Annotated in this window: 15 protein-coding genes; 4 read left to right on the top strand and 11 right to left on the bottom strand. The window is 70.9% G+C overall.

Translation table 11 applies throughout. From position 1 onward, the window contains the following. Nucleotides 1-8: 8 nt before the first annotated feature. Nucleotides 9-1,010, top strand: coding sequence for an NADPH:quinone reductase (locus tag C6Y14_RS01310; RefSeq protein WP_199854622.1), 1,002 nt, complete (start codon nucleotides 9-11; stop codon nucleotides 1,008-1,010). A gap of 28 nt (nucleotides 1,011-1,038) precedes the next feature. Further along, a complete protein-coding gene (locus C6Y14_RS01305) occupies nucleotides 1,039-1,608 on the top strand; it encodes a PPOX class F420-dependent oxidoreductase (RefSeq protein WP_107014547.1) in 570 nt (189 codons plus the stop codon). 83 nt (nucleotides 1,609-1,691) lie between these two features. Here C6Y14_RS01305 and C6Y14_RS01300 read toward each other — a convergent pair whose 3' ends face one another. From C6Y14_RS01300 to C6Y14_RS01255, 10 genes are all read right to left on the bottom strand, one after another. Next, nucleotides 1,692-3,929, bottom strand: coding sequence for an MMPL family transporter (locus C6Y14_RS01300; RefSeq protein ID WP_107014546.1), 2,238 nt, complete (start codon nucleotides 3,927-3,929; stop codon nucleotides 1,692-1,694). Nucleotides 3,930-3,934: 5 nt separating this feature from the next. Continuing rightward, the gene (locus tag C6Y14_RS44775; protein ID WP_107015121.1) at nucleotides 3,935-5,368 is read right to left on the bottom strand and encodes an FAD-dependent oxidoreductase; all 1,434 of its coding nucleotides are present in this window, start codon (nucleotides 5,366-5,368) and stop codon (nucleotides 3,935-3,937) included. A 309-nt stretch (nucleotides 5,369-5,677) separates the two neighbouring features. Further along, nucleotides 5,678-5,854, bottom strand: coding sequence for a hypothetical protein (locus C6Y14_RS01290; RefSeq protein WP_159074137.1), 177 nt, complete (start codon nucleotides 5,852-5,854; stop codon nucleotides 5,678-5,680). A 275-nt stretch (nucleotides 5,855-6,129) separates the two neighbouring features. Beyond that, on the bottom strand, nucleotides 6,130-6,429 hold the full coding sequence (locus tag C6Y14_RS01285; protein ID WP_107014544.1) for a hypothetical protein: 300 nt from the start codon (nucleotides 6,427-6,429) through the stop codon (nucleotides 6,130-6,132). Next, the gene (locus C6Y14_RS01280; RefSeq protein ID WP_107014543.1) at nucleotides 6,426-7,433 is read right to left on the bottom strand and encodes a GTPase family protein; all 1,008 of its coding nucleotides are present in this window, start codon (nucleotides 7,431-7,433) and stop codon (nucleotides 6,426-6,428) included. The genes C6Y14_RS01285 and C6Y14_RS01280 overlap by 4 nt, the downstream gene beginning before the upstream one ends. 129 nt (nucleotides 7,434-7,562) lie before the next feature. After that, nucleotides 7,563-9,821 carry an ATP-binding protein gene (locus C6Y14_RS01275; RefSeq protein ID WP_107014542.1) on the bottom strand — a complete coding sequence of 753 codons (2,259 nt, stop codon included), beginning with the start codon at nucleotides 9,819-9,821 and terminating at the stop codon, nucleotides 7,563-7,565. 23 nt (nucleotides 9,822-9,844) lie between these two features. After that, nucleotides 9,845-10,546, bottom strand: a complete 702-nt coding sequence (locus tag C6Y14_RS01270) for a LuxR C-terminal-related transcriptional regulator (RefSeq protein WP_107014541.1) — start codon at nucleotides 10,544-10,546, stop codon at nucleotides 9,845-9,847. A 125-nt stretch (nucleotides 10,547-10,671) separates the two neighbouring features. Further along, the gene (locus C6Y14_RS44770; protein ID WP_225890823.1) at nucleotides 10,672-11,298 is read right to left on the bottom strand and encodes a hypothetical protein; all 627 of its coding nucleotides are present in this window, start codon (nucleotides 11,296-11,298) and stop codon (nucleotides 10,672-10,674) included. A 169-nt stretch (nucleotides 11,299-11,467) separates the two neighbouring features. Further along, nucleotides 11,468-14,752, bottom strand: coding sequence for a GH92 family glycosyl hydrolase (locus C6Y14_RS01260; protein ID WP_107015119.1), 3,285 nt, complete (start codon nucleotides 14,750-14,752; stop codon nucleotides 11,468-11,470). A 409-nt stretch (nucleotides 14,753-15,161) separates the two neighbouring features. Beyond that, nucleotides 15,162-16,493 (bottom strand): MFS transporter, encoded by a 1,332-nt coding sequence (locus C6Y14_RS01255; RefSeq protein ID WP_404828699.1) that lies wholly within the window; start codon nucleotides 16,491-16,493, stop codon nucleotides 15,162-15,164. Nucleotides 16,494-16,523: 30 nt separating this feature from the next. On the opposite strand from C6Y14_RS01255, the gene C6Y14_RS01250 reads away from it, so the two are divergent. Continuing rightward, the gene (locus C6Y14_RS01250) at nucleotides 16,524-17,159 is read left to right on the top strand and encodes a TetR/AcrR family transcriptional regulator (protein WP_107014539.1); all 636 of its coding nucleotides are present in this window, start codon (nucleotides 16,524-16,526) and stop codon (nucleotides 17,157-17,159) included. Between the two features lie 313 nt (nucleotides 17,160-17,472). Here C6Y14_RS01250 and C6Y14_RS01240 read toward each other — a convergent pair whose 3' ends face one another. Beyond that, a complete protein-coding gene (locus tag C6Y14_RS01240) occupies nucleotides 17,473-18,231 on the bottom strand; it encodes a MerR family transcriptional regulator (RefSeq protein WP_107014538.1) in 759 nt (252 codons plus the stop codon). 106 nt (nucleotides 18,232-18,337) lie between these two features. Here C6Y14_RS01240 and C6Y14_RS45795 point away from each other — a divergent pair, with 106 nt between their 5' ends. Beyond that, nucleotides 18,338-18,580, top strand: a complete 243-nt coding sequence (locus tag C6Y14_RS45795) for an MmyB family transcriptional regulator (RefSeq protein WP_107014537.1) — start codon at nucleotides 18,338-18,340, stop codon at nucleotides 18,578-18,580. The last annotated feature ends 114 nt before the right edge of the window (nucleotides 18,581-18,694 follow it).

Below are 18,694 nucleotides of genomic sequence, written 5' to 3'. Positions count from 1 at the left end.
ACGCCGACATGACGGCGGCCTACGTCACGGGCTTCGGCGGCGCGGACGACATCCGTGTGGGCCGGCTGCCCCGGCCCGTCCCCGGCCCGGACGAAGTACTCGTGCGGGTCGACGCGGTGGCCGTCAACCACGTCGACACCTTCGTCCGCTCCGGTGCGTACGCGACCGAGGTGCCCTTTCCCTTCGTGATCGGGCGGGACCTGGCCGGTACCGTCGCGGTGCCCGCGGGCCCGTTCGCCGTCGGCGACCGCGTGTGGTCCAACAGCCTCGGCCACGACGGCAGACAGGGCTCGTTCGCCCAGTACGCCGCCGTCCCGGTGGACCGGCTGTATCCTCTGCCCGCCGGAGTCGCCCCGGAGCGCGCGGTGGCCGTCCTGCACACGGCGGCCACCGCGCATCTCGGCCTGTTCCGCACCGCCCGCCTCCAGGAGGGCGAGACGATCCTCGTCCAGGGCGGCGGAGGCGGCGTCGGCAGCGCGGTCGTCCAGCTCGCGGCCACGGCCGGCGCGCGCGTCATCGTCGTCGACCGGGCCGAGAACGCCGAGTGGTGCCACGCCTGCGGAGCCGACCACGTCCTCGACCGCGACGACCCGAAGACACCCGAGGCCGTCCGTGACCTGGCGCCCGGCGGAGTGGACGTGCTCTGGGACTGCTCCGGACACCACGACTTCGAGACCACCGTCCCGCTGCTCGCGCAGGGCGGCCGCGTCGTGCTCTCGGCCGGGCTCCGGGTACGCGCCGTGCTGCCCGTCGGAGCCGTGTACACCCGGGACATCAGCGTGCGCGGCTTCGTCATCAGCAACGCGTCCGCGGCCGAACTCGCCGAAGCAGCCGAGGACATCAACCGCGAACTGGCGCGAGGCCGCCTCAACGGCAGGGTCCGCGCCAGGCTTCCGCTGACCGAGGCCGCCCGCGCCCACCGCCTGCTGGAGGGCCGCGAGAGCCGCGAGGGCACCGGCGCTCCGGGCCGCGTGGTGCTGCTCCCCGAAGACCTGGGCGCCCGCGCCTGAACAGCGCCGACAAGGAAGGAAGGCACACGTGCCGCGTCTGCTGAGCAAGGAATGGTGGGAAGAACGGGTCCTGCGCATGTACGACTCCTGGCGGGACCCGGTGACCTGGCACGTCACGGAGACGCCCGAAGGACCGGGGGATCTGCGGCAGTTCAAGCGGCGCCGCTTCGCCCTGCTCGTCACCTACAAGCGCAGCGGTGACGCCGTACCGTCGGCGATGTGGTTCGGCCTCAAGGACGGCCGGGCCTATCTGCGGACCGGCTGCGACTCCTGGAAGGTGCGGCGCATGCGGAACAACCCGCAGGTCCTGTTCGCGCCGTCCAACATCCGGGGCAAGCCGAAGGGCGCGGTCCTCGCGTGCACGGCGCGCATCCTGCCGGACGAGGAGAAACCGGCAGCCGCGCGGATCATCGCGGGCGCGTACGGGGCGGGCCGCAAGCTCTACGACCGTACGGTGGCCACGGTCTACGAGGAGGCGGCCTACATCGAGATCACCCCCAACGCCCTGCTGAAGGCGGAGGCGGAGGCGGAGGCGGAGACGCGGGCCCGGGCAGAGGAAGAGGCAGCCGGGCGGCGCGTGGAACAGGCGCGGGACTGAGTAACGGGGCACCCTGCATTGAGGGGCTCCCCGCTGATGAGTCAACGCGGGCCGTGAGCTGGGGAGTTGCCTCCTTTTCCCGGTCACGGCCCGCGTTCACGCAGCCCTGCCCTGGCGTGCAGCGCCCGCAGTGGCTTCGGCGCCCACCAGTTGCCTCTCCCGACCAGCCGCATGAACGCGGGCACCAGAAGGCCCCGTACCAGCGTGGCGTCCATCAGGACCGCCAGCGCCAGTCCGAGTCCGATCGCCTTGAGATAGACGATGCCCGAGATGAGGAAACCCAGGAACACGATGGAGATCAGCACCGCCGCGGCCGTGATCATCGAGCCGGTGCGTTCGAGTCCCCGGGCCACCGCCGCGGTGTTGTCGCCGGTTCTGTCGTACTCCTCCTTGATACGGGACAGCAGGAACACCTCGTAGTCCATCGACAGCCCGAACGCGAGGCAGAACAACAGCAGCGGCACGGTCCAGGTGATCGAGTCCGTCACCACGAAGTCCCCGACGACACCCTGCAGATGGCCCTCCTGGAACCCCCACACGAGCACGCCCAGCGTGGCGCTCAGACTCAGGCAGTTGAGGACCAGCGCCTTGAGCGGGAGCAGCAGACTGCCGGTGAACAGGAACAGCACCACGAAGGAGCTGACCGCGATCACGGCGAGAGCGGCCGGCAGCCGGGCGTTCATCGAGGCGATGGAGTCGGTCAGCTCCGCCGCGGGCCCGCCCACCTGCACGGCGTACGGGGCCGGGAGGCCTCGTACATGTGCCACCAACTGCCGGCCCTGCTCCGACATCGACTGGTCGCGCGGCACCACGGACAGGTAGGTGCTGTCCTCGGCGCCGAACCGCGCGGAGTGGACCGACGGCGGTTGGACGAGCCGGCCTCCGGCGAAGGTCCCGGCTTCGCTGTCGACCCGCGCCACCCCGTCGAGCCCGGACAGCCGCTCGGCGTACGGGGCCACCTGACGGGCGCCGGGCGCCGGTGTGTCGCTGAGGACCACGTTGAGGGCCTGGGTCTCCTGCGCTCGGAAGTTGTCCCGGAGGACACCGCCCACCTGCCGGGCCTGGCTGTCGGCAGGGAGCACCCGTTCGTCCGGCAGGCTCAGCCGCAGACCGAGGAAGGGTGCGCCGAGCAGCAGCAGAAGCGCGACGACGGCACCGGCGACCGGCAGCGGGAACCGCATGACACCCATCGCGAGCCGGTGCCAGAATCCCTCCTCGGCCGTGTGTCTCCCGGCCATGGGTTCCCCGGCCGCCTGTCCGCCGCTTCCACGTGTCCGGGCCTTCGCGGACCGGCGGCCGGGAAGCCGCCCCTTCTCGATGCGGTGGTCCAGCACCTTCAGGAGCGCGGGCAGGAAGGTGAGAGAGACGAGCGCGGCGAGCAGGGCGGTCGGGATGCCGGCGTACGCGAACGAGCGCAGGTAGTAGAACGGGAACACCAGCAGAGCGGCGAGCGCGAGGGTGACCGTCACCGAGGAGAACAGCACGGTACGGCCCGCCGTACGCAGCATCAGGGTGAGCGCCTGGTCGGTCCCGGCGCCTCGGTCCCGTTCCTCCCGGTAGCGCTTGATGAGGATCAGGCTGTAGTCGATGGCGAGGCCGAGACCCAGCCCCGTGGCCACGTTGCTCGCCAGCGCGGAGACCTCGGTGAACAGGGTCAGGACACGGATGACCAGCAGGACGGACAGGATCGTCAGCCCGCTTACCAGCAGTGGCACCAGGGCGGCCACCACACTGCGGAACACGAACAGCATCACGATCAGCAGGACCGGGAAGGTCACCGCCTCTATCTTGAGGAGGTCCTTCTCCGTGGTCTCGGACATCTCCTTGTCGGCGAGGGCGTTGCCGCCCACCTGGACGTCCAGCCCCTGGGGTGTGTGCCGGTAGCGGGTTTCCAGCCGTTCGAAGGTGTCCTGCACCTGGTCCTCGTCGCCGGAGAGCCGGGCCATCACGAGGGCCTGCCGCCCGTCCTTCCCGCGCAGCGGCTCGGCCTTGCCCAACGACCAGTAGGAGACGGCCCCTTCGACCCCGGGTTCACGGGCCATCTGCGTGGTGAGCCGGGCACCCGCGGCGGTGACGGCGGGGGAGTCCACCCCTCGCTCGTCGGAGACCAGGAGGACGAGGTCCGGGGCACCCGCCCCGAACCGGTCGTCCATCGCCTTCGAGGTTCTCGCCGACTCCGTCGAGTCGTCGACGAACCCTCCGGCGGACAGCTCCTGGAGCACGCTCCCGCCGAGCGCGCCCGCGACGACGAACAGGACTCCGGAGAGGTACAGCACAAGTCGGCTGCGGCGGCGGGCGAGTCGGGCCAGTGCGGCGAACACGTCGGCTAACCCCTCTCGCGCTGCGGCTTCCTGGACGAGCGGTTCACCCGCAGTGCGCGCAGCAGCGTGGCGGGAGCCGCCAGGGAACTGGGATGACTGCGCATATAGGTCACGGAGTTGAACCGCACGGCGACCTCCCGGTCCGTGATGGAGGCCTCGGCGATCTGCTCGGCGAACCATTTCGTGAGGCGGTAGCCGCGTGGGTAGGGCCCCTGCACGTCGTGACGGGCCAGGTCGGCGGAGGAGGATATCTGCCAGGCCGCGTCCACCACGACACGCTGGTCGGCGAAGAAGGCATGTGCGGGGCCGCGCAGGTCCGGCGCCGACCGCAGGTGGTGCGAGAGGGCGGACGCGTGCAGGGCCGCCGACGACATGCCCTGTCCGTAGATCGGGTTGAACGAGGCGACCGCGTCACCCACGCTGATCAGCCGCGCCGGGAACCGTTTGAGCAGGTGGTAGTCGCGGCGGCGGCTGTCGGCCTGGTGGTAGGTGAGGATGTCGCCGAGCTGTTCGCCCTCGACCGCCTCGCGGTACACGGGCGGCAGCTCACCGCACAGCTTCCGGAACTCGTCCACGTCCCGGATCGGCGGCTGCTTACCGTAGTTGGCCAGGGTGATCAGCCAGCGGTCCCCCTCGATCGCGGTGATGGCGCCGCTCGCCACCCGGGGCGGGGTCGGGGTGGGAGTGCGGTAGGCGATGGCCGCGGCCAGCTCGGGGTCGCTCGTGGTACGCCGGAAGTAGCCGGTCGCGTAATCGATGTCGATGGCCATCCGGCGCATCGCGGGCCGCTCCCAGCCGGCCTTCTCCAGCCAGTCACCCAGCTTGCTCGCACGCCCCATGGCGTCGACGACGAAGTCGGCGTCCTCGACCCACTCGCCGGAACCGGAGCCACCAGCGGCCGCGGTGCCGGGGCGAGTGACCGGGCCGCACCGCACCCCACTGACCGCCTCGCCCCGGAACTCCAGGCCGATCGCACGGCAGGTGAGCACCTTCACGTTCGGCAGGGCCAGGGTGCGGCGGCGTACCAGTGCCTCCAGGAACGGCCTGCTGCTGGAGATCAGTCCCATCGAGCCGTCGCTGACCTTCGGGACGCCGTCCGCATAGGCCCGGATGGTGTACGGCGACGACACGATCGCGCCGCCCGCCCTGGCCTCGTCCTCGAAGCCCGGGAACAGCCGCTGGAGTTGCATCCGACCGCCGTGCATCAGGGTGTGCAACTGCCCGTCGTGCGGGGTGCCCGGCCGTGCGGCGGCGGCCGGCGGCAGGGAGTCCCGCTCGACGACCACCACGCTCTCGGCATGGTCGGAGAGCACCCGAGCGGCCAGCAGCCCGGCGAGACTCCCGCCGAGCACCACGGCCCTGTCCATCAGGGTCCGGGTTCTCCTGAGGGGCTCGTCGGTGCTGAGGCGGGCGAACACTCGGGCGGCAGACTCGTACACGAGAACCTCCAGACAGATCGCCGGCATCATCCGGCCGCTTCGGGGCGCGCACGCATGTGTCCGACGAAAGGAAGGAGTGAGGTGAGCCCGTCCGCCCGAATCCGCTGTTCCGCCGCAGCCCGGTCATCCATGCTTCATCGCGCCCCGGATCGGCGCAAGAAGCATTCACCACAGGTGGAGCGCGACTTCACATTGGCGGAAAAACATCTTCCCGGACGGGCACTGCTTGACGGATGGGGATGCGCGAGCCCGAAGTCCGCGAGGGACGTACGGGCATCGCGCACCGGTCCACCGGCTGCTGCTCTCGCCTCAGTCCAAGGCCCGCAGCAGACTGCCCACGACCCGGCCTGCCATCGCTCCGAGCGAGCCGGCCACCGCGTCCGTGAACCGGCTCACCCACGCCCGGAACGACACCTCGCCCGCCCGGCGGATCTCGGCCAGGTCACGCGCCTGCTGTGTCAGTACCCGCGCCAGGAGCGATGCCACGCGGATGACCTCCCGCACCGCCTCCTCCACCTCGTGTGCCTCGAACCGACGGCCACAGGAACAGTGGAAGCGTGTCTCCCACACCCCCCAGCCGCGTCGGCAGCCCGTGCACCGCACCCGTGACCGGTCCGGATCGATCTCAAGACCACCGCCGTGCCCCACCGCCTCAGCCGTGGGGCAGCCATGGTGGCGGCTGACGGCCCAGGAGCGGGAGCAGGCCGGGCACCGGGGAAAAGCGAACTCGACCCACGCCATGGTGTGTTCCTCCTGATCGGTCAGCCGGCCGAGGTCGGCGGTACACGGCGTGCCCGTCGGTACTCGTCGTGGTACGAACGCCTCAGCGTCGACCTGGCGTTGGTCAGGATCGTCGTCAGATCACCGAGGTAGGCGTGCATGCGCGCCAGCGAGACACCGGCGGCCTTCGCGATACGTCCCGCGACACTGTTGAGCCAGAGCCGGAAGGAGACCTCGGACATCCGGTCGATCTCCCGCAGGTTCTCCTCCTGCTCCCGCATGACGACGCGCAGCGCGTTCACGATGGAATCGAACTCGCCCGGTTCGGGTGCGGCGTTCATCGGCCCATCTCCCGCTCCACGCGCCGGACGAACTCCTGGAACCGTGCCCGATCCGTCTGCAACTCCTGCCACTGGACGTCCGACAGCGCCGCGAGCGCCTCGTCGACGGACCGTGGCCGCTCGGGGTTCGGCCGCTCTCGCAGACCCGGTGCCGGTGCGGGGGCCCCGGTCGGCGCCTCGGGAGTCGCGGCCGGGACCTCGGCCAGGGTGCGTGCCTGGGCGGCCCGCAGCAGCTTGCGGTCCACGAGTGCCGTGAAGTCCGCCAGGTCCATCCGCTGCTCCAGGACCCATCGGCGCTGCTCGGGGACCGCGTACATCATCTCCTTGAACAGCGCCGTCAGGTTGTAGTGGTGCAGTGCGGCGTACGACACCGCCCGGCCCCGCCAGGCGGGCAGGGTCTGCGCGATGCTGCGGGTGAACGCTCCTTCCCGGTCCAGTAACGCGGCCCGCTGGAGCTCCGAGGGCAGGTTCGCGCGGGTGTTCCAGTCGTGAGGACCCATTTCGTCGGCCTTGTTGAGCCCGAAGACCAACCGACCGACGAGTTCCGGGCTGGGCCCGAAGAGGTCCTTCAGCGCCTGCTGGACGAGTTGCACCGTCCGGTCCTTGGCCGCGTGGATCCACACGACGGCATCTGCCGTCGGCAGGATCTCGCGGTACAGGTCGAGGTAGCGCCGGTAGTTGGCGATGTCGTCGCCGATGCCCGGCATGTCCACGACCTCCAGGGTTCCGTGGCTCCCGCTGACCTGCTGGACCGGGATCGTCCAGGCCCGGTCGGTGGTGGCCCTGCTGTGGCCGACCTCCTGGCCCGCGTTGAACAGGGCGTTGATGGTCTTGGACTTGCCGACCCCGGCCTGGCCGATGAGGACCAGTCGCGGCGGCGCCTCGTTCACGAGCGCCTCCTCGTACCCCCGGAGGAGAGACGCCCGCTGCGCCGGAGAGAGCGCGTCGGACTGCTCGACCGAGGTGGTGAATCTGCGTAGATGCTGACGGATGAAGTCGGGCATGGCCGTCCTCCCGGAAGGGCCGGGACCGTGCGTCCCAGTGCCTCTCGATGTTCTCGGCCGCGGCGCGTTCTGGCTGTCCCCGCCAGTGGTGACAGCCACGCCGTCCGCGTCCGGACGACCGGCACGGGATCAGCTCGCGCGGACGTCCGCCTCGACCCACGTGGAGCTGAGCGAGTTCTCCACCACGCTCCCCGTCACCGCCTCGGCGACGGCCTCACGAAGCGCCCGGGCCCGCACCTCGTGTCCCGGGAGGAGCACCAGGGAGGCACGCACCCCACCCGGCGTGGCATTCACCGTGAGGTACAGCTCGCGCGGGGTGGGGCCGCAGTTCAGCGCGGTGGTCAACAGCAGCCGCAGGAAGGCCGGCGGGTGCGGATCGTCGGAGTCCGACTGGATGAAGACCGCGCAGTCCTCCCCACGGGCCCTGCTCAGCAACTCGCGCGCGGCACGGTCGAGTACACCGGGCAGATGGATCTCGTCCCGGACCGCTCCGTCGAGCAGACGGGCGCGCTCCCGCACATCCGGGTCGTCGGGTGCGCACCGGCCGGACCCCACGGCGGTGAGCAACGGCAGGATCGCCTCGCCGAGATCGGCCAGCCTCCTGCTGTGCAGCTCCTCGCGTGCCTGGCGGGCGGCTTCGGCGGCGAGTGTGACCGACCGCTCGGCCTCGGCGCGTGCCGTCGCCCCGCCCAGCCGGGCCACCGTGCGCCCGATGGCGAGCCCTGTGATCACGCCGAGCGCGGGTGCGAAGAGGGCGGGCACCACCAGGGCGGCGGTCGCCCCGGCCGAGGACGCGATCGGCGGACCGGCGACGACCAGGACGACGATGCCGATCTGCTCCACCACCAACGCCGTCAGTGCCTCCCACGCCGGGCGGACGATGACCAGCAGGGTGAGGAGCGGTGTCACCGCACCGACGGGCCAGGAGGTGTAGTCCGCGAGGCCCACCAGCGGCAGCACATGGAAGCTCCCCAGCGCCCCCACGACGGCGAACACGCAGGCGCCGCACGCCACAGGGCGCGGGATGACCGTTCCGGCGCGCAGCAGGAGCGCCATAGTGATGACGGCGAGTGACACGTACCAGACCAACAGGTGCCCCGTGCCCGGGGTCCGGAGCGTGTGGACGGCCGCGATGACGCCCATGACGGCGAGGAACGGCAGACAGACGGCGGCCAGCGGACGCCGTACGTCGCCCACCGCGGCCTGCATGCGTCCGACCGTCTCCTCGGCCGCGCCGGGCCGAGCCGCTGTCCCGGCCGCGGGAGCCGCCGCCGGGGGGGACCACAAGAGCCGCACGGTCGTGCCGCGCCCGGGAGTGCTCAGGACCTCGGCCGATCCTCCGACGGTGGTCATCCGGCGGATCACCGACCTCCGTAACCCCACCGAGGTGGAGGGGAGTTCTCCTGCCGGGAAGCCCCTGCCGTCGTCCGTGACGCTCAGCGTGAACCCGTCACTTCCTCGGTCCGTGTCGTCGGGACGGTCCCGTGCGCCCCGTCGCAGGCAGATCCTGACGGTCCGGGCCCCGGCATGGTCCTCGACGTTGCGTAAGGCCTCCCGGACCGCGCCCATCACCGCCTCGGCCACGTCGGGCGGCACCGGGACCTGCCCCGTGATCTCGATCGTCAGCGTGGTGCCCTCCGGTGCCCGGAGGGAGCGCAGCACGGCCGCGAGATCGCTCCGGCCGCCGAGGCCGGGCCCGGCGGGAGCGGCGGCGAGCGCGGTCACGGCACCGGTGGCCGCCTCCCGCAGCCGCGCCACCGGAACTCCGGGCAGGCTGATGGCCTGCAACGCCGTGCTGACCTCGTCGTGCAGCATGCCCTGGAAATGCCGATGCGCCTCACGACGGCCCGCTGCCCGGCCCGCCGCCGCCTTCACCGCGCGCACCTGTCGCTGTGCCCGGTCGGCCCGGTCGCCGGCCGTCCGCATCAACGGAACGAGTACGCCACCGGCCACCGCCGTCGCCACCACCGGCCAGACACTCTCCAGGGCGACCGCCGGTCCGTCCGCGGGCCAGCTCGCGGCCACCTGCGCCCCGATCGCCGCGACGCAGACCCATCGGCCGACCCAGCGTGGCAGCGCTGCGGTGGCGAGCAGCACGGCCGGCACGGCCAGCAGACAACGCTGCCCGACCACGACGCGCGACGTGCCGCCCAGCGCGATCACCGCCTGCCCCAGGACCGCCAGAACGAAAGCCACCGCGGCGTCCTTGCGGGACAGCCGCATGCGCCATCCCCGTGTCGCCGTGATCACGGCCTGGGCGAGGAACACCGCCCCCACGGCGCGGACGTCGGGATCGGGCGCCGAACCGTCGGCGAGGAGGAACACCGACCAGCTCAGCGCGAACAGCGCCGACAGTGCGGCCATCGCGGACGACAGCCCGCGTTCCACCCCTCGGCGGTAGGACCGCGAACTCAGTGCCCGGTCCGTTCGGGCAGGTCCGGGTCGATGTCGATGACACCGTCGGCCACGGCTCGGTAGACCAGATCACCCGTACCCTCGACCTGCCTGCCGCTCGCCTTCGAGTAGGCGTGGATCGCTCGTGAGCGGTGGGTGCGCAAGGTGTCCTCGGTGATGTGCAGGATGCGCGCGATGTCCTCGTGCGGCAACCCCTTGGCGATCAGGTCGAGGACCTGCAACTGCCGTGGGGAGAGGCTGACGCCGCCCCGCGGGTCGTGCACGATGTAGTGGGCGAGCCGGCTGGAGACGTACAGTTCGCCCGTCTCCGCCGTATGGATCGCCTCCACCAGACGCTCCCGAGGGTCCTCCTTCAACACCAGGCCCAGCGCCCCTGCGTCGAGGGCCCGGCGCACCAGCGCGGGGCGTTGTTCACCGGTGAAGACCAACACCCGTGCTCCGGTGGCCCGTAGCCGACGGACGTTCGCGCCGATGTCGCTGCGGTCCCGCAGGCGCAGATCGAGCAGGACGACGAGCGCTCCGCCGTCGCCCGGGTGTTCGGCGAGCAGGGTGTCGACGTCCTCGGCCGTCGCCACGAGCACGATGTCGGGTGCGTGACGGGCGAAGTAGGCCGCGATCCCGTCCAGCAGGATGGGATGGTCGTCCACCGCGGCTACTCGGATCGTCGGTGTGTCCCCGCTGCTCGCGTCCGGTTCCATGCCGCCTCCCCCCCCGAGCGCCGCACCCTCCTCGGTCACCGTGGAGGCATCGTAGGTGTTCTGTGGATCCCGTGTCGGGTGTTCCCGGTACTCCGCGTTCTCTACGAGAGCCCGACGGGCGGCGGTCAGTGGCCTCCCCGGTTCTCGACGCAGGGGCCTGTTCCGGGCTGAGGCTCGGCATAGGCGCCGTGCACCTCGCTGGTCAACTCGTCCTTCGTCACATACCCGGACACGCACACGACTCCGGTATGGACGCTGTAGAACCCGTTCCCGATGTAGACACCGTGCTCCTTGCCGCAGCCGAGACGCTTCAGCGCCGCCGCGATCCGCTGCTCGCCGAAGACGCCGTACGCGCCGGAACCGCCCTCCTCCCGGACTTTCTCAAGTTCCCCGCGGATGAGCCCGGCCGAGGCCTCACCTTGGGCCCGCCTGTCCTCGGACAGGGACCCTTGCATGCGGTAGGCGTGATTCTCGGCGTAGTGGGGAGGGCGGTCCGCGTTCTTCCCCGAACCCCCTCCTGAACCGTCGTCATCCGCACTCGGACGCGATGAGGACGGCAGCGCGGTGGGTGGATCCGTGCGCTTCTCCGCAGGCTGCGCGCACTTCGGCCGGGGAGGGTACGAGGTCGGGGGGCGGGCCGACTGCGACTGACCGCTCTGCTGGGTGCCGCACGCGGTCAGGGCGGTCGCGACGAGGGCGGCTGCGACGACCGACCGTCCGAGGAGCCGGGGCATGGACATGGGCATGGACATGGAGGAAGTCTGAGGCCTTGGGTGGTGGGCGTCATGAGTGGAGGTACTCATACGGTGGCGGGCTTCGTGCAAGGGCGGAGAGCCCACCGGCCCACGCCCCCCGATCGAGAGGCGTGGGCCGGTGAACGTACGGAGTTCCAGCGGTCCTTGAGGCGCAGCTCTCCCTGACCTACTTGAGAGTGATCGCGTACACCTGCACCCGAGGATCGTTCTGCAGGCCGATGGAACGCACCGTCTTCGACGCGTCGAGGTCCGCCGAGGCGCCGAACAGACGCACCGGTGGGCCGTCCACGCCCTGGCCGCGCTTGATCCGGTGCGGCATCTCCAGCACCACCGAGCTGCCCTGGGGTGTCGATCCCGCCCAGTCGCCCACGGGGACGGACACCTCGGCGGTGGTTCCGTCGGTGTAGCGGACGGACAGCGCGGTCGTCACCGGGCCGTGGTGGGCCACGGCGACCACGCGCAGCGCGCCGTACGAACCGGCGGGGAGCAGCATCGACTGACCGCGGGCCTCGACGAAGTTCTCGGCCGTGCCGGACGGATCGGGAGCGTCGTAGGTCACGCCGCCCCAGACGACCGGGCCCGCCGCGGGCAGCAGGTCTCCGTCGAAGCTCCAGCCGCCTCCGTCGAAGTCGCCCTGGTCGGAGGCCGCGACGGTCGCGGTTCCGTCGTGGTTGACCTCCTTGCCGAGGTCGACGGCACACTGCTCGTCGATGTCCGGCGCGCAGCGGGCCGCTGCGCGCACCTCGATGGTCGCGACCCGTTCCACGCTCTTCACGCCCTTCGCCGCCGCCGTGATCCGCACGGTGTACGAACCCGGAGCGGTCCCGGCCGGCACGTTCACGTCCACGGTCGCGGTCCGCTGGACCGGAAGACGGCGGGACGTGAGGGAGAAGGGCTCCGAGGTCTTCGCGGTCCAGCCGCTGGGAGCCTTCACGCCGACGCCCACCCGCAGGGTGCCGGGGGACTGACCCAGCACGTCCAGCTTGAGACGGACGCTCTGCGCGCTGTCCGACGTCGGCAGGACGTCGGAAGCGGTACGGAGCGACGCGTCGAGATTCCGGCGGGAATCGGCTGCCGCGCGGTTCACGGACGGCGGCTCGTCACCCTTGCCCGTACCCCATGCCGACGGCTTGCCCGCCATCTCGAAGGCGAGGCTTCCGCCCTTGGCGACCGCGTCCCAGTCCAGCCAGGTGGCGCGCAGGTTCTTCCCGCCGAACTTCGCCTGCTTCACATAGCGTTGGGTGTCGCTCGTCCCCGGTGCCTTGACGGTCAGGGTGCCGCCCTGCTGCTTCCCGTAGGCGCCGATGCGAATGACCGCGGAGGGGAACTGCGGGCTGGAGACGGCGAGGAAGTCACCGCCGTTCGTCGTCGGGTACAGGCCCAGCGACGAGAAGACGTACCAGGCGGACATGGTGCCCAGGTCGTCGTTGCCGGTCATGCCGTCGGGCCCGTCCGTGAAGAGCGTCATCGCGGCGCGGACCACGGTGGCGGTCTTGGCGGGCGCACCGGACCACAGGTACATGTACGGGGCGTGCAGATCGGGCTCGTTGTTCGGGTTGTAGGTCGGCTTCCCGTAGTAGTCGTACGGCGCCGAGATCCAGTCCTCACGAGCGGTCTTGGCGGGGTCCGCGAGGAGTTTGTCGTAGGCGAAGAAGGAGTCGAGCCGCTTCTCCGTCGCGCGCTTGCCGCCCATCAGGGAGACCAGCCCGGCGGGGTCCTGGGGCGCCAGCCACTGGTACTGGTAGGCGCCGCCCTCATGGAACTGGTGGCCCGCTTCGACCGGGTCGTAGGGCGTCAGCCAGGTGCCGTCGGTCGTACGCGGCCGGAACTGCTGGATGGAGGAGTCCCACAGGTTCCGGTACCACTGGCCGCGCGCCGCGAACATCTTGGCGTCCGCGCTGTGTCCCAGCCCCTTGGCCATCAGTGCCAGCGACGCGTCCGCGGCCGCGTACTCCATGGTCGCCGAGGCGGGATGGCGGCAGTCGTTGTCCCCGCCCTTGTCCGCGCAGTCCTTCCCCGGTTCCAGCCCGCTGGGGACGTAACCGCGCTTCTGGTACGCGTCCACTCCCGCACGGCCGTTGTAGGGGGAGTCCGCCGGTGGCGTACTGGTCGCGTTCTTCCGCAGCAGCGCGTACGCCTCCTTCTCGTGGCCCGCGAGCAGGCCCTTGGACCATGCCTCGACCAGGAAGGGGGTCACCGGGTCGCCGGTCATGATGTTGGTCTCGCTGTTGGCGAGTGACCAGCGCGGCAGCCAGCCGCCGTCCCGCCCGATCGCGACGACCGACAGCGCGACGTCACGGGCGACCTTCGGCTGCAGCATCTGCAGCAGTTGGTTCTGCGGCCGGTGGGTGTCCCACAGCGACAGGTTCTGGTAAGGCGTGAACCCCGACGCCTGATGGTTCTTGCCGTCGAAGCCCGCGTACCGGCCGTCGACGTCTCCGGCGAGGTTCGGGTGCAGCTGCGCGTGATAGAGCGCCGTGTAGAACGCGCGTTGCCGCTCGGCCGACCCGCCGCCGATCTTGACGGCGTCGAGCTGCCGCTCCCAGGTCGAGTGCAGCGCCGCACGCGTGGCGTCGAAGTCGTACGAGTCCTGCGTCTCCGCCTTCAGGTTCGCGCGGGCGCCGTCCAGGCCCGTGTAGGAGAGCCCGACCTTGACGACGACGTCACGGTCGGAGGCGGCGTCGAACGTCACCCAGGCGCCGTTGTCGCCCTCGCCGGCCGCGTCCCGTTCACCGGGGGTGGGAGTGGTGCCGCGCCAGGCGCCGTGCGAGGTGAACGGCCGGTCGAAGGTCGCGGTGAAGTAGACGGTGTGCTTGTCCTTGCCCGCGCAGAAGTTGCCCGCCTCGACCCGGCCCTCGACGGTCCGGTCGCCGACGACATGCACTTCTGAGCTGTACACCTTCTGGTTGGCCTTGCCCGTGTTGAACAGGACGTTGGCGCGGTCGGTCGACGGGAAGGTGTAGCGCTGCCAGCCCGTGCGGGAGGTGGCGGTCAGCTCGGCGTCGATGTCGTACGACTTCAACCCGACGCGGTAGTAGCCGGGTTCGGCGTCCTCGTCGTCGTGCGAGAACGTCGACCGGTAGGAGTTCGGATCCACGCTGTCGACCGCTCCGGTCGTCGGCATGATCGGCAGCTCGCCCATGACGGAACAGCCGACACCGGAGAGGTGGGTCTGGCTGAATCCGTGGATCTTGTCCTGCTGGTAGTCGTAGCCGCCCTGGCCGCCGGTGTCCGGGCTGACCTGGACCATGCCGAAGGGAGCGCTCGCACCGGGGAAGGTGTTGCCGAAGTTCTGGGTGCCGATGAACGGGTTGACCAGGGAGGTCGGTTGAGCGGCTGCCGCGGGTGCCTGGGCGACGGCCGGCACCGGAGCCAGCGCGCCCCCGGCGACGAGCAGGGCGGCGAGAGCTGTCGACGCGCGGTGACGCCATCGGTGGAGGGGTCTGTGCATGGAAGCGGGCTCCTGTTCCTCACTCTTCATGTGCACTCTTCATGTGCTGCGCACGGAAAGAAGCGCCGGCCCGTAGGGGCCGGCGCTCGTGTATGTGTGTGCGTCAGGCGTGGGAATTCGGCACGGGAAGGAAGCGGTGTGCAGGTCATCGCGTCGAGCCCCCCTCGCAGCGCAGTCAACGGCATCCGGCCGGCTGGAAGCGGACTAGATCATGCGTCTGACATCGTTGTCAAGGGTTCTGACGCGGAGCGGTGGGGGTGCGTCGGAACGCGGTCACCCGCAACTGGTTCTCGGCCGGTGGCCGACCGGTGGTCGGTCGGTGGTCGACCGGTAAGGGGTCGACCACCGGTCGGCATGTCGGGCACCTTGGGGGCGTGGACGGGCGGCGGGTGGCGGGTGGGGGTGCGGGTCACGTCTGGGGGCAGGTGGCGGGCCGTTCGGGGGTGCGGCGCGCGCGGAGCCACTGGGCGAGCAGTGCGAGGGCGGCGAGGAAGGCGACCGTGGCGGCGTAGGCGACGGACGTCTCGTGGAGTCCCGTATGCGTGGTGGCGATCCCGGCGACGACGGCGGGGACGCTGAAGGACAGGTAGGAGATCACGAACGCCACGGAGAACAGCTCGCCGCGTTCGGAGGGCGCGGCCATACGGGCCAGCGTGCCGAAACTGGCGAGGGAGGAGGCGCCGAATCCGACCCCGGCGACCACGGTGCCGAGTGCCGCGGTGAGCAGTGAGTCCTCCTCGACGCCGGTCAGGGCGACGACCGTGCCGGCGAGCAGGAGGCCGGCGCCGAGCGCGAGGGTGCGGGCGACGGGCCAGCCGCGCAGCGCGATCGCGGTCAGGCAGGCCGGTACGGTCAGCAGGGTGACCACCAGGCCGCCGACCACATGGCTGGAGAGTCCGAACAGGCCCACGGCGACCGACGGTCCGAGCGAGAGGTACAGGCCGCCCAGCGCCCAGCTCGCGACGAGGATCGGCACCAGGCGCAGCAGGTCGGCCCGCAGATGGGGTGCCACCTTGAGGCGGGGCTGCAGCGAGCGGGCCGCTCCCGGACGCCGCAGCGATGTCTCGGGCAGGGCCGCGACCACGGCCGCCGCCAGGACGAGGCCCGCGAGCAGCAGCACGTACACGAGGCGGGTCGGGTGGGGCCCGTACTCGACGAGGAAGCCGCATCCCAGGGCGCCGAGGCCCAGCCCGAAGGTGGGCGCCGCACCGGTGACGACGCCGGCGCGATGGGGCGCGTGGGTGGGGTTCAGGTCGGCCAGGGCCGCGCCGAGGGCCGTCATGGCGGCGCCGGTGGCGATTCCCTGGACCAGTCGCGCGGCCAGCAGCAGGGACACGCTGTCCGCGACGAGGAAGAGCGCCATCGACGCGGCTTCCAGCGTGATCGCGGAGAGCAGTACCGGGCGGCGGCCGAGGTGGTCGGACAGGGAGCCGAGCACCAGCAGCGCCGCGATCATCCCGAGCACGTAGACGGCGAACACCGTGGTGAGGGTGGTCGCGGAGAAGTCCCAGTGCTGCTGGTAGACGACGTAGAGGGGGGACGGCGCGCTGGACGCGGCCATGAAGAGCACGAAGACGACCGCGATGGCGGCGAAGGCGGTCGGACGGCTGAGCTCGCGGCGGCTTCGGCGGGGCGGGGCGGTATCGGGCGGGGGCGGTATCTGGTTGTCGTGGTCGGGCAGGGCGGAGACGGACACGACTCTCTCCAAACGCAGTGATCGATGCGTTAAGGACGCTACCACTAACGCAACGATCAGTGCGATAATTTCCCCATGGTTGACGCTCAAGCCCAGGTACGCCCCGGCGGTCGCTCCGCGAAGGTCCGCGCGGCCGTCCACCACGCCGTCGCACAGCTCCTCGCGGAGGAACCCGCGGAGGCCCTGACGATCCCCGCCGTCGCCGCCCGCGCGGGCGTGCACCCGACCACGGTGTACCGGCGCTGGGGGTCACCCGCCCAGCTCCTGGGCGATGTGGCCACCAGCCGGTTCAGCGGTGACGTCGTCGTGCCCGACACCGGGACGCTCACCGGTGACCTGGAACGCTGGCTGGGGGACGTGGCCACCGACCTCGCGGACCCCGACACCCTCGCCCTCATGCGCGCCGCCATCGGCTCCGGGCCTGACGGCGGCTGCGCCTGCATCGGGGACCGCCACGAACAGCTGAGCGCCATCATCGAGCGCGAACGCTCCCGCGGCGGCCGTGCCCCCGAGATGGAGAACGCCGTCGACTTCCTGCTCGGACCGCTCTACTACCGCGCCATCTTCAGCGCCCAGCCGGCCTCCAGCGACTGGGCGCGCGAACTGGTGGCCACCTTCCTCGCGGCGCCGGCCACCGCAAGCGCCGGGGAACAGCCGGCGGGCGGCCTCCGGCCTTCGACTGTGGAACTACAAGGCCCGGCAAGCGGTTGAGTGCGGCATCAACCGGCTGAAACGGAACCGGACGGTGGCGACCCGGTTCGACAAACTTGCGGTGCGCTTCGAGGCGACGATCCTCATCGCAGCCATGAACGAATGGCTCTGACCTGGCGTGCGTTCCATCCCCTTTCGCGGGTGCCCGCAGCGATCACTGCGCTCGTTGGGGCGCACTCAATCGACCTGGGTTCGATGGTGACGATGACAGGCTCACCTCGCTCGACAACTGACAGGCCGGGCGAGGTGAGCCTGTTGGTACGACGAACCAACGACTCTCCGGGCTGGTCTCGCGGGACAGCCCGGAGAGCAGTCAGCTGAGCCGGGTTGTGGCGTACGCCTCGATGGCGTCGCGCTGGTAGACGGCCAGGCCCGGTGCGATCGCCTCGTACGCGGCGCGCCACGCGCTGTTGTCCACGCAGGAGCGTCCGACGGTGCGGTACTCCTCGGCGGATACGGGCCGCAGTTCGGTCATGGCCTGGTACTGGGCGTCGATCTGGGCCTGTACGGGCGCGGCGTCGGCCGGGTGGCCGGCGGCCATCAGGTCGGCCAGCAGGATCATCTGTGTCGTGCGCTCGCGCTGTCCGGCCTCGATGTCCTGCGGGGTCATTGCGGCGACCGAGCGGGCGACTTCCTGGGCGTGCTCGGGGAAGTCGCGCAGGCTCTCCTGGTACTGGGAGGGCTGGATGCCCTCGAACAGGTTCTCCGGTCGGTTGACGGTCATGGGATTGCCGTCCTTCCTGGACTGTTCCAGTTCGGCGATCGTGCGGGAGACGGTGCCGGCCAGGGCGTCGAGCCGGTCACGCTCGGCGAGCAGCCACCGGTGGTGGCCGCGCAGGGCGTCCACCTCGTCGACCTGCTCGGCCAGGATCCGGCCGACCTCGACAAGCCCCACGCCCAGTGCCCGCAGTACGAGAATCTGCTGCAGCCGCAGCAACTGGCGCTCACCGTAGTAGCGGTGGCCGTTCGCCCCGATCCGGGCGGGCGGCAGCAGGCCGACCTCGTCGTAGTGCCGCAAGGTCCGGGCGGTCACACCCGACATCCGAGCGACCTCCGCAATAGGCCAGTCCATCGCCCTCTCCCTCACGATCGCGTCACAGGGCCGGTTGCTCCGGCCCTGTCAAGGACGGTAGAAGCTGCCGCAGCGGCAACCGCAAGCCCGCACCCTCACGATCTGGATGACGGCCCGCGACTTTCCCCGACGACCCCACCCAGCACACCAGCAACTTCCAAAACACGGCCTCACCGGAAAGGCTCACCGGGCGGCAGGCGACGAACTGCTCCTCAGAAGCACGGGCTTCGCGCGCCTCTGGGAGTCCTACCACGTCAACGCGTTCGTCCAGGGAAGCAAGACGCTGCACCAGCCCGAGGTCGGACTCCTCACACTCCGCTACCAGTCCATGCTGATCGCTGATCGCTGATCGAAGGGACCCCGGGGCATCTCCTGGTGACGTATTACGCCTCGCCCGGCCCATCGGACCACGACGCCATGGTCCTCCTCGACCGGGAGGACGTCGTCCGGTGACGGACGGGCC

The sequence above is a fragment of the Streptomyces dioscori genome (assembly GCF_003024195.1).
GTDB classification, from domain to species: Bacteria; Actinomycetota; Actinomycetes; order Streptomycetales; family Streptomycetaceae; genus Streptomyces; species Streptomyces dioscori.
The sequence above is the reverse complement of the archived record's forward strand: the minus strand, read 5'-3'. Positions and strand labels throughout refer to the sequence as shown.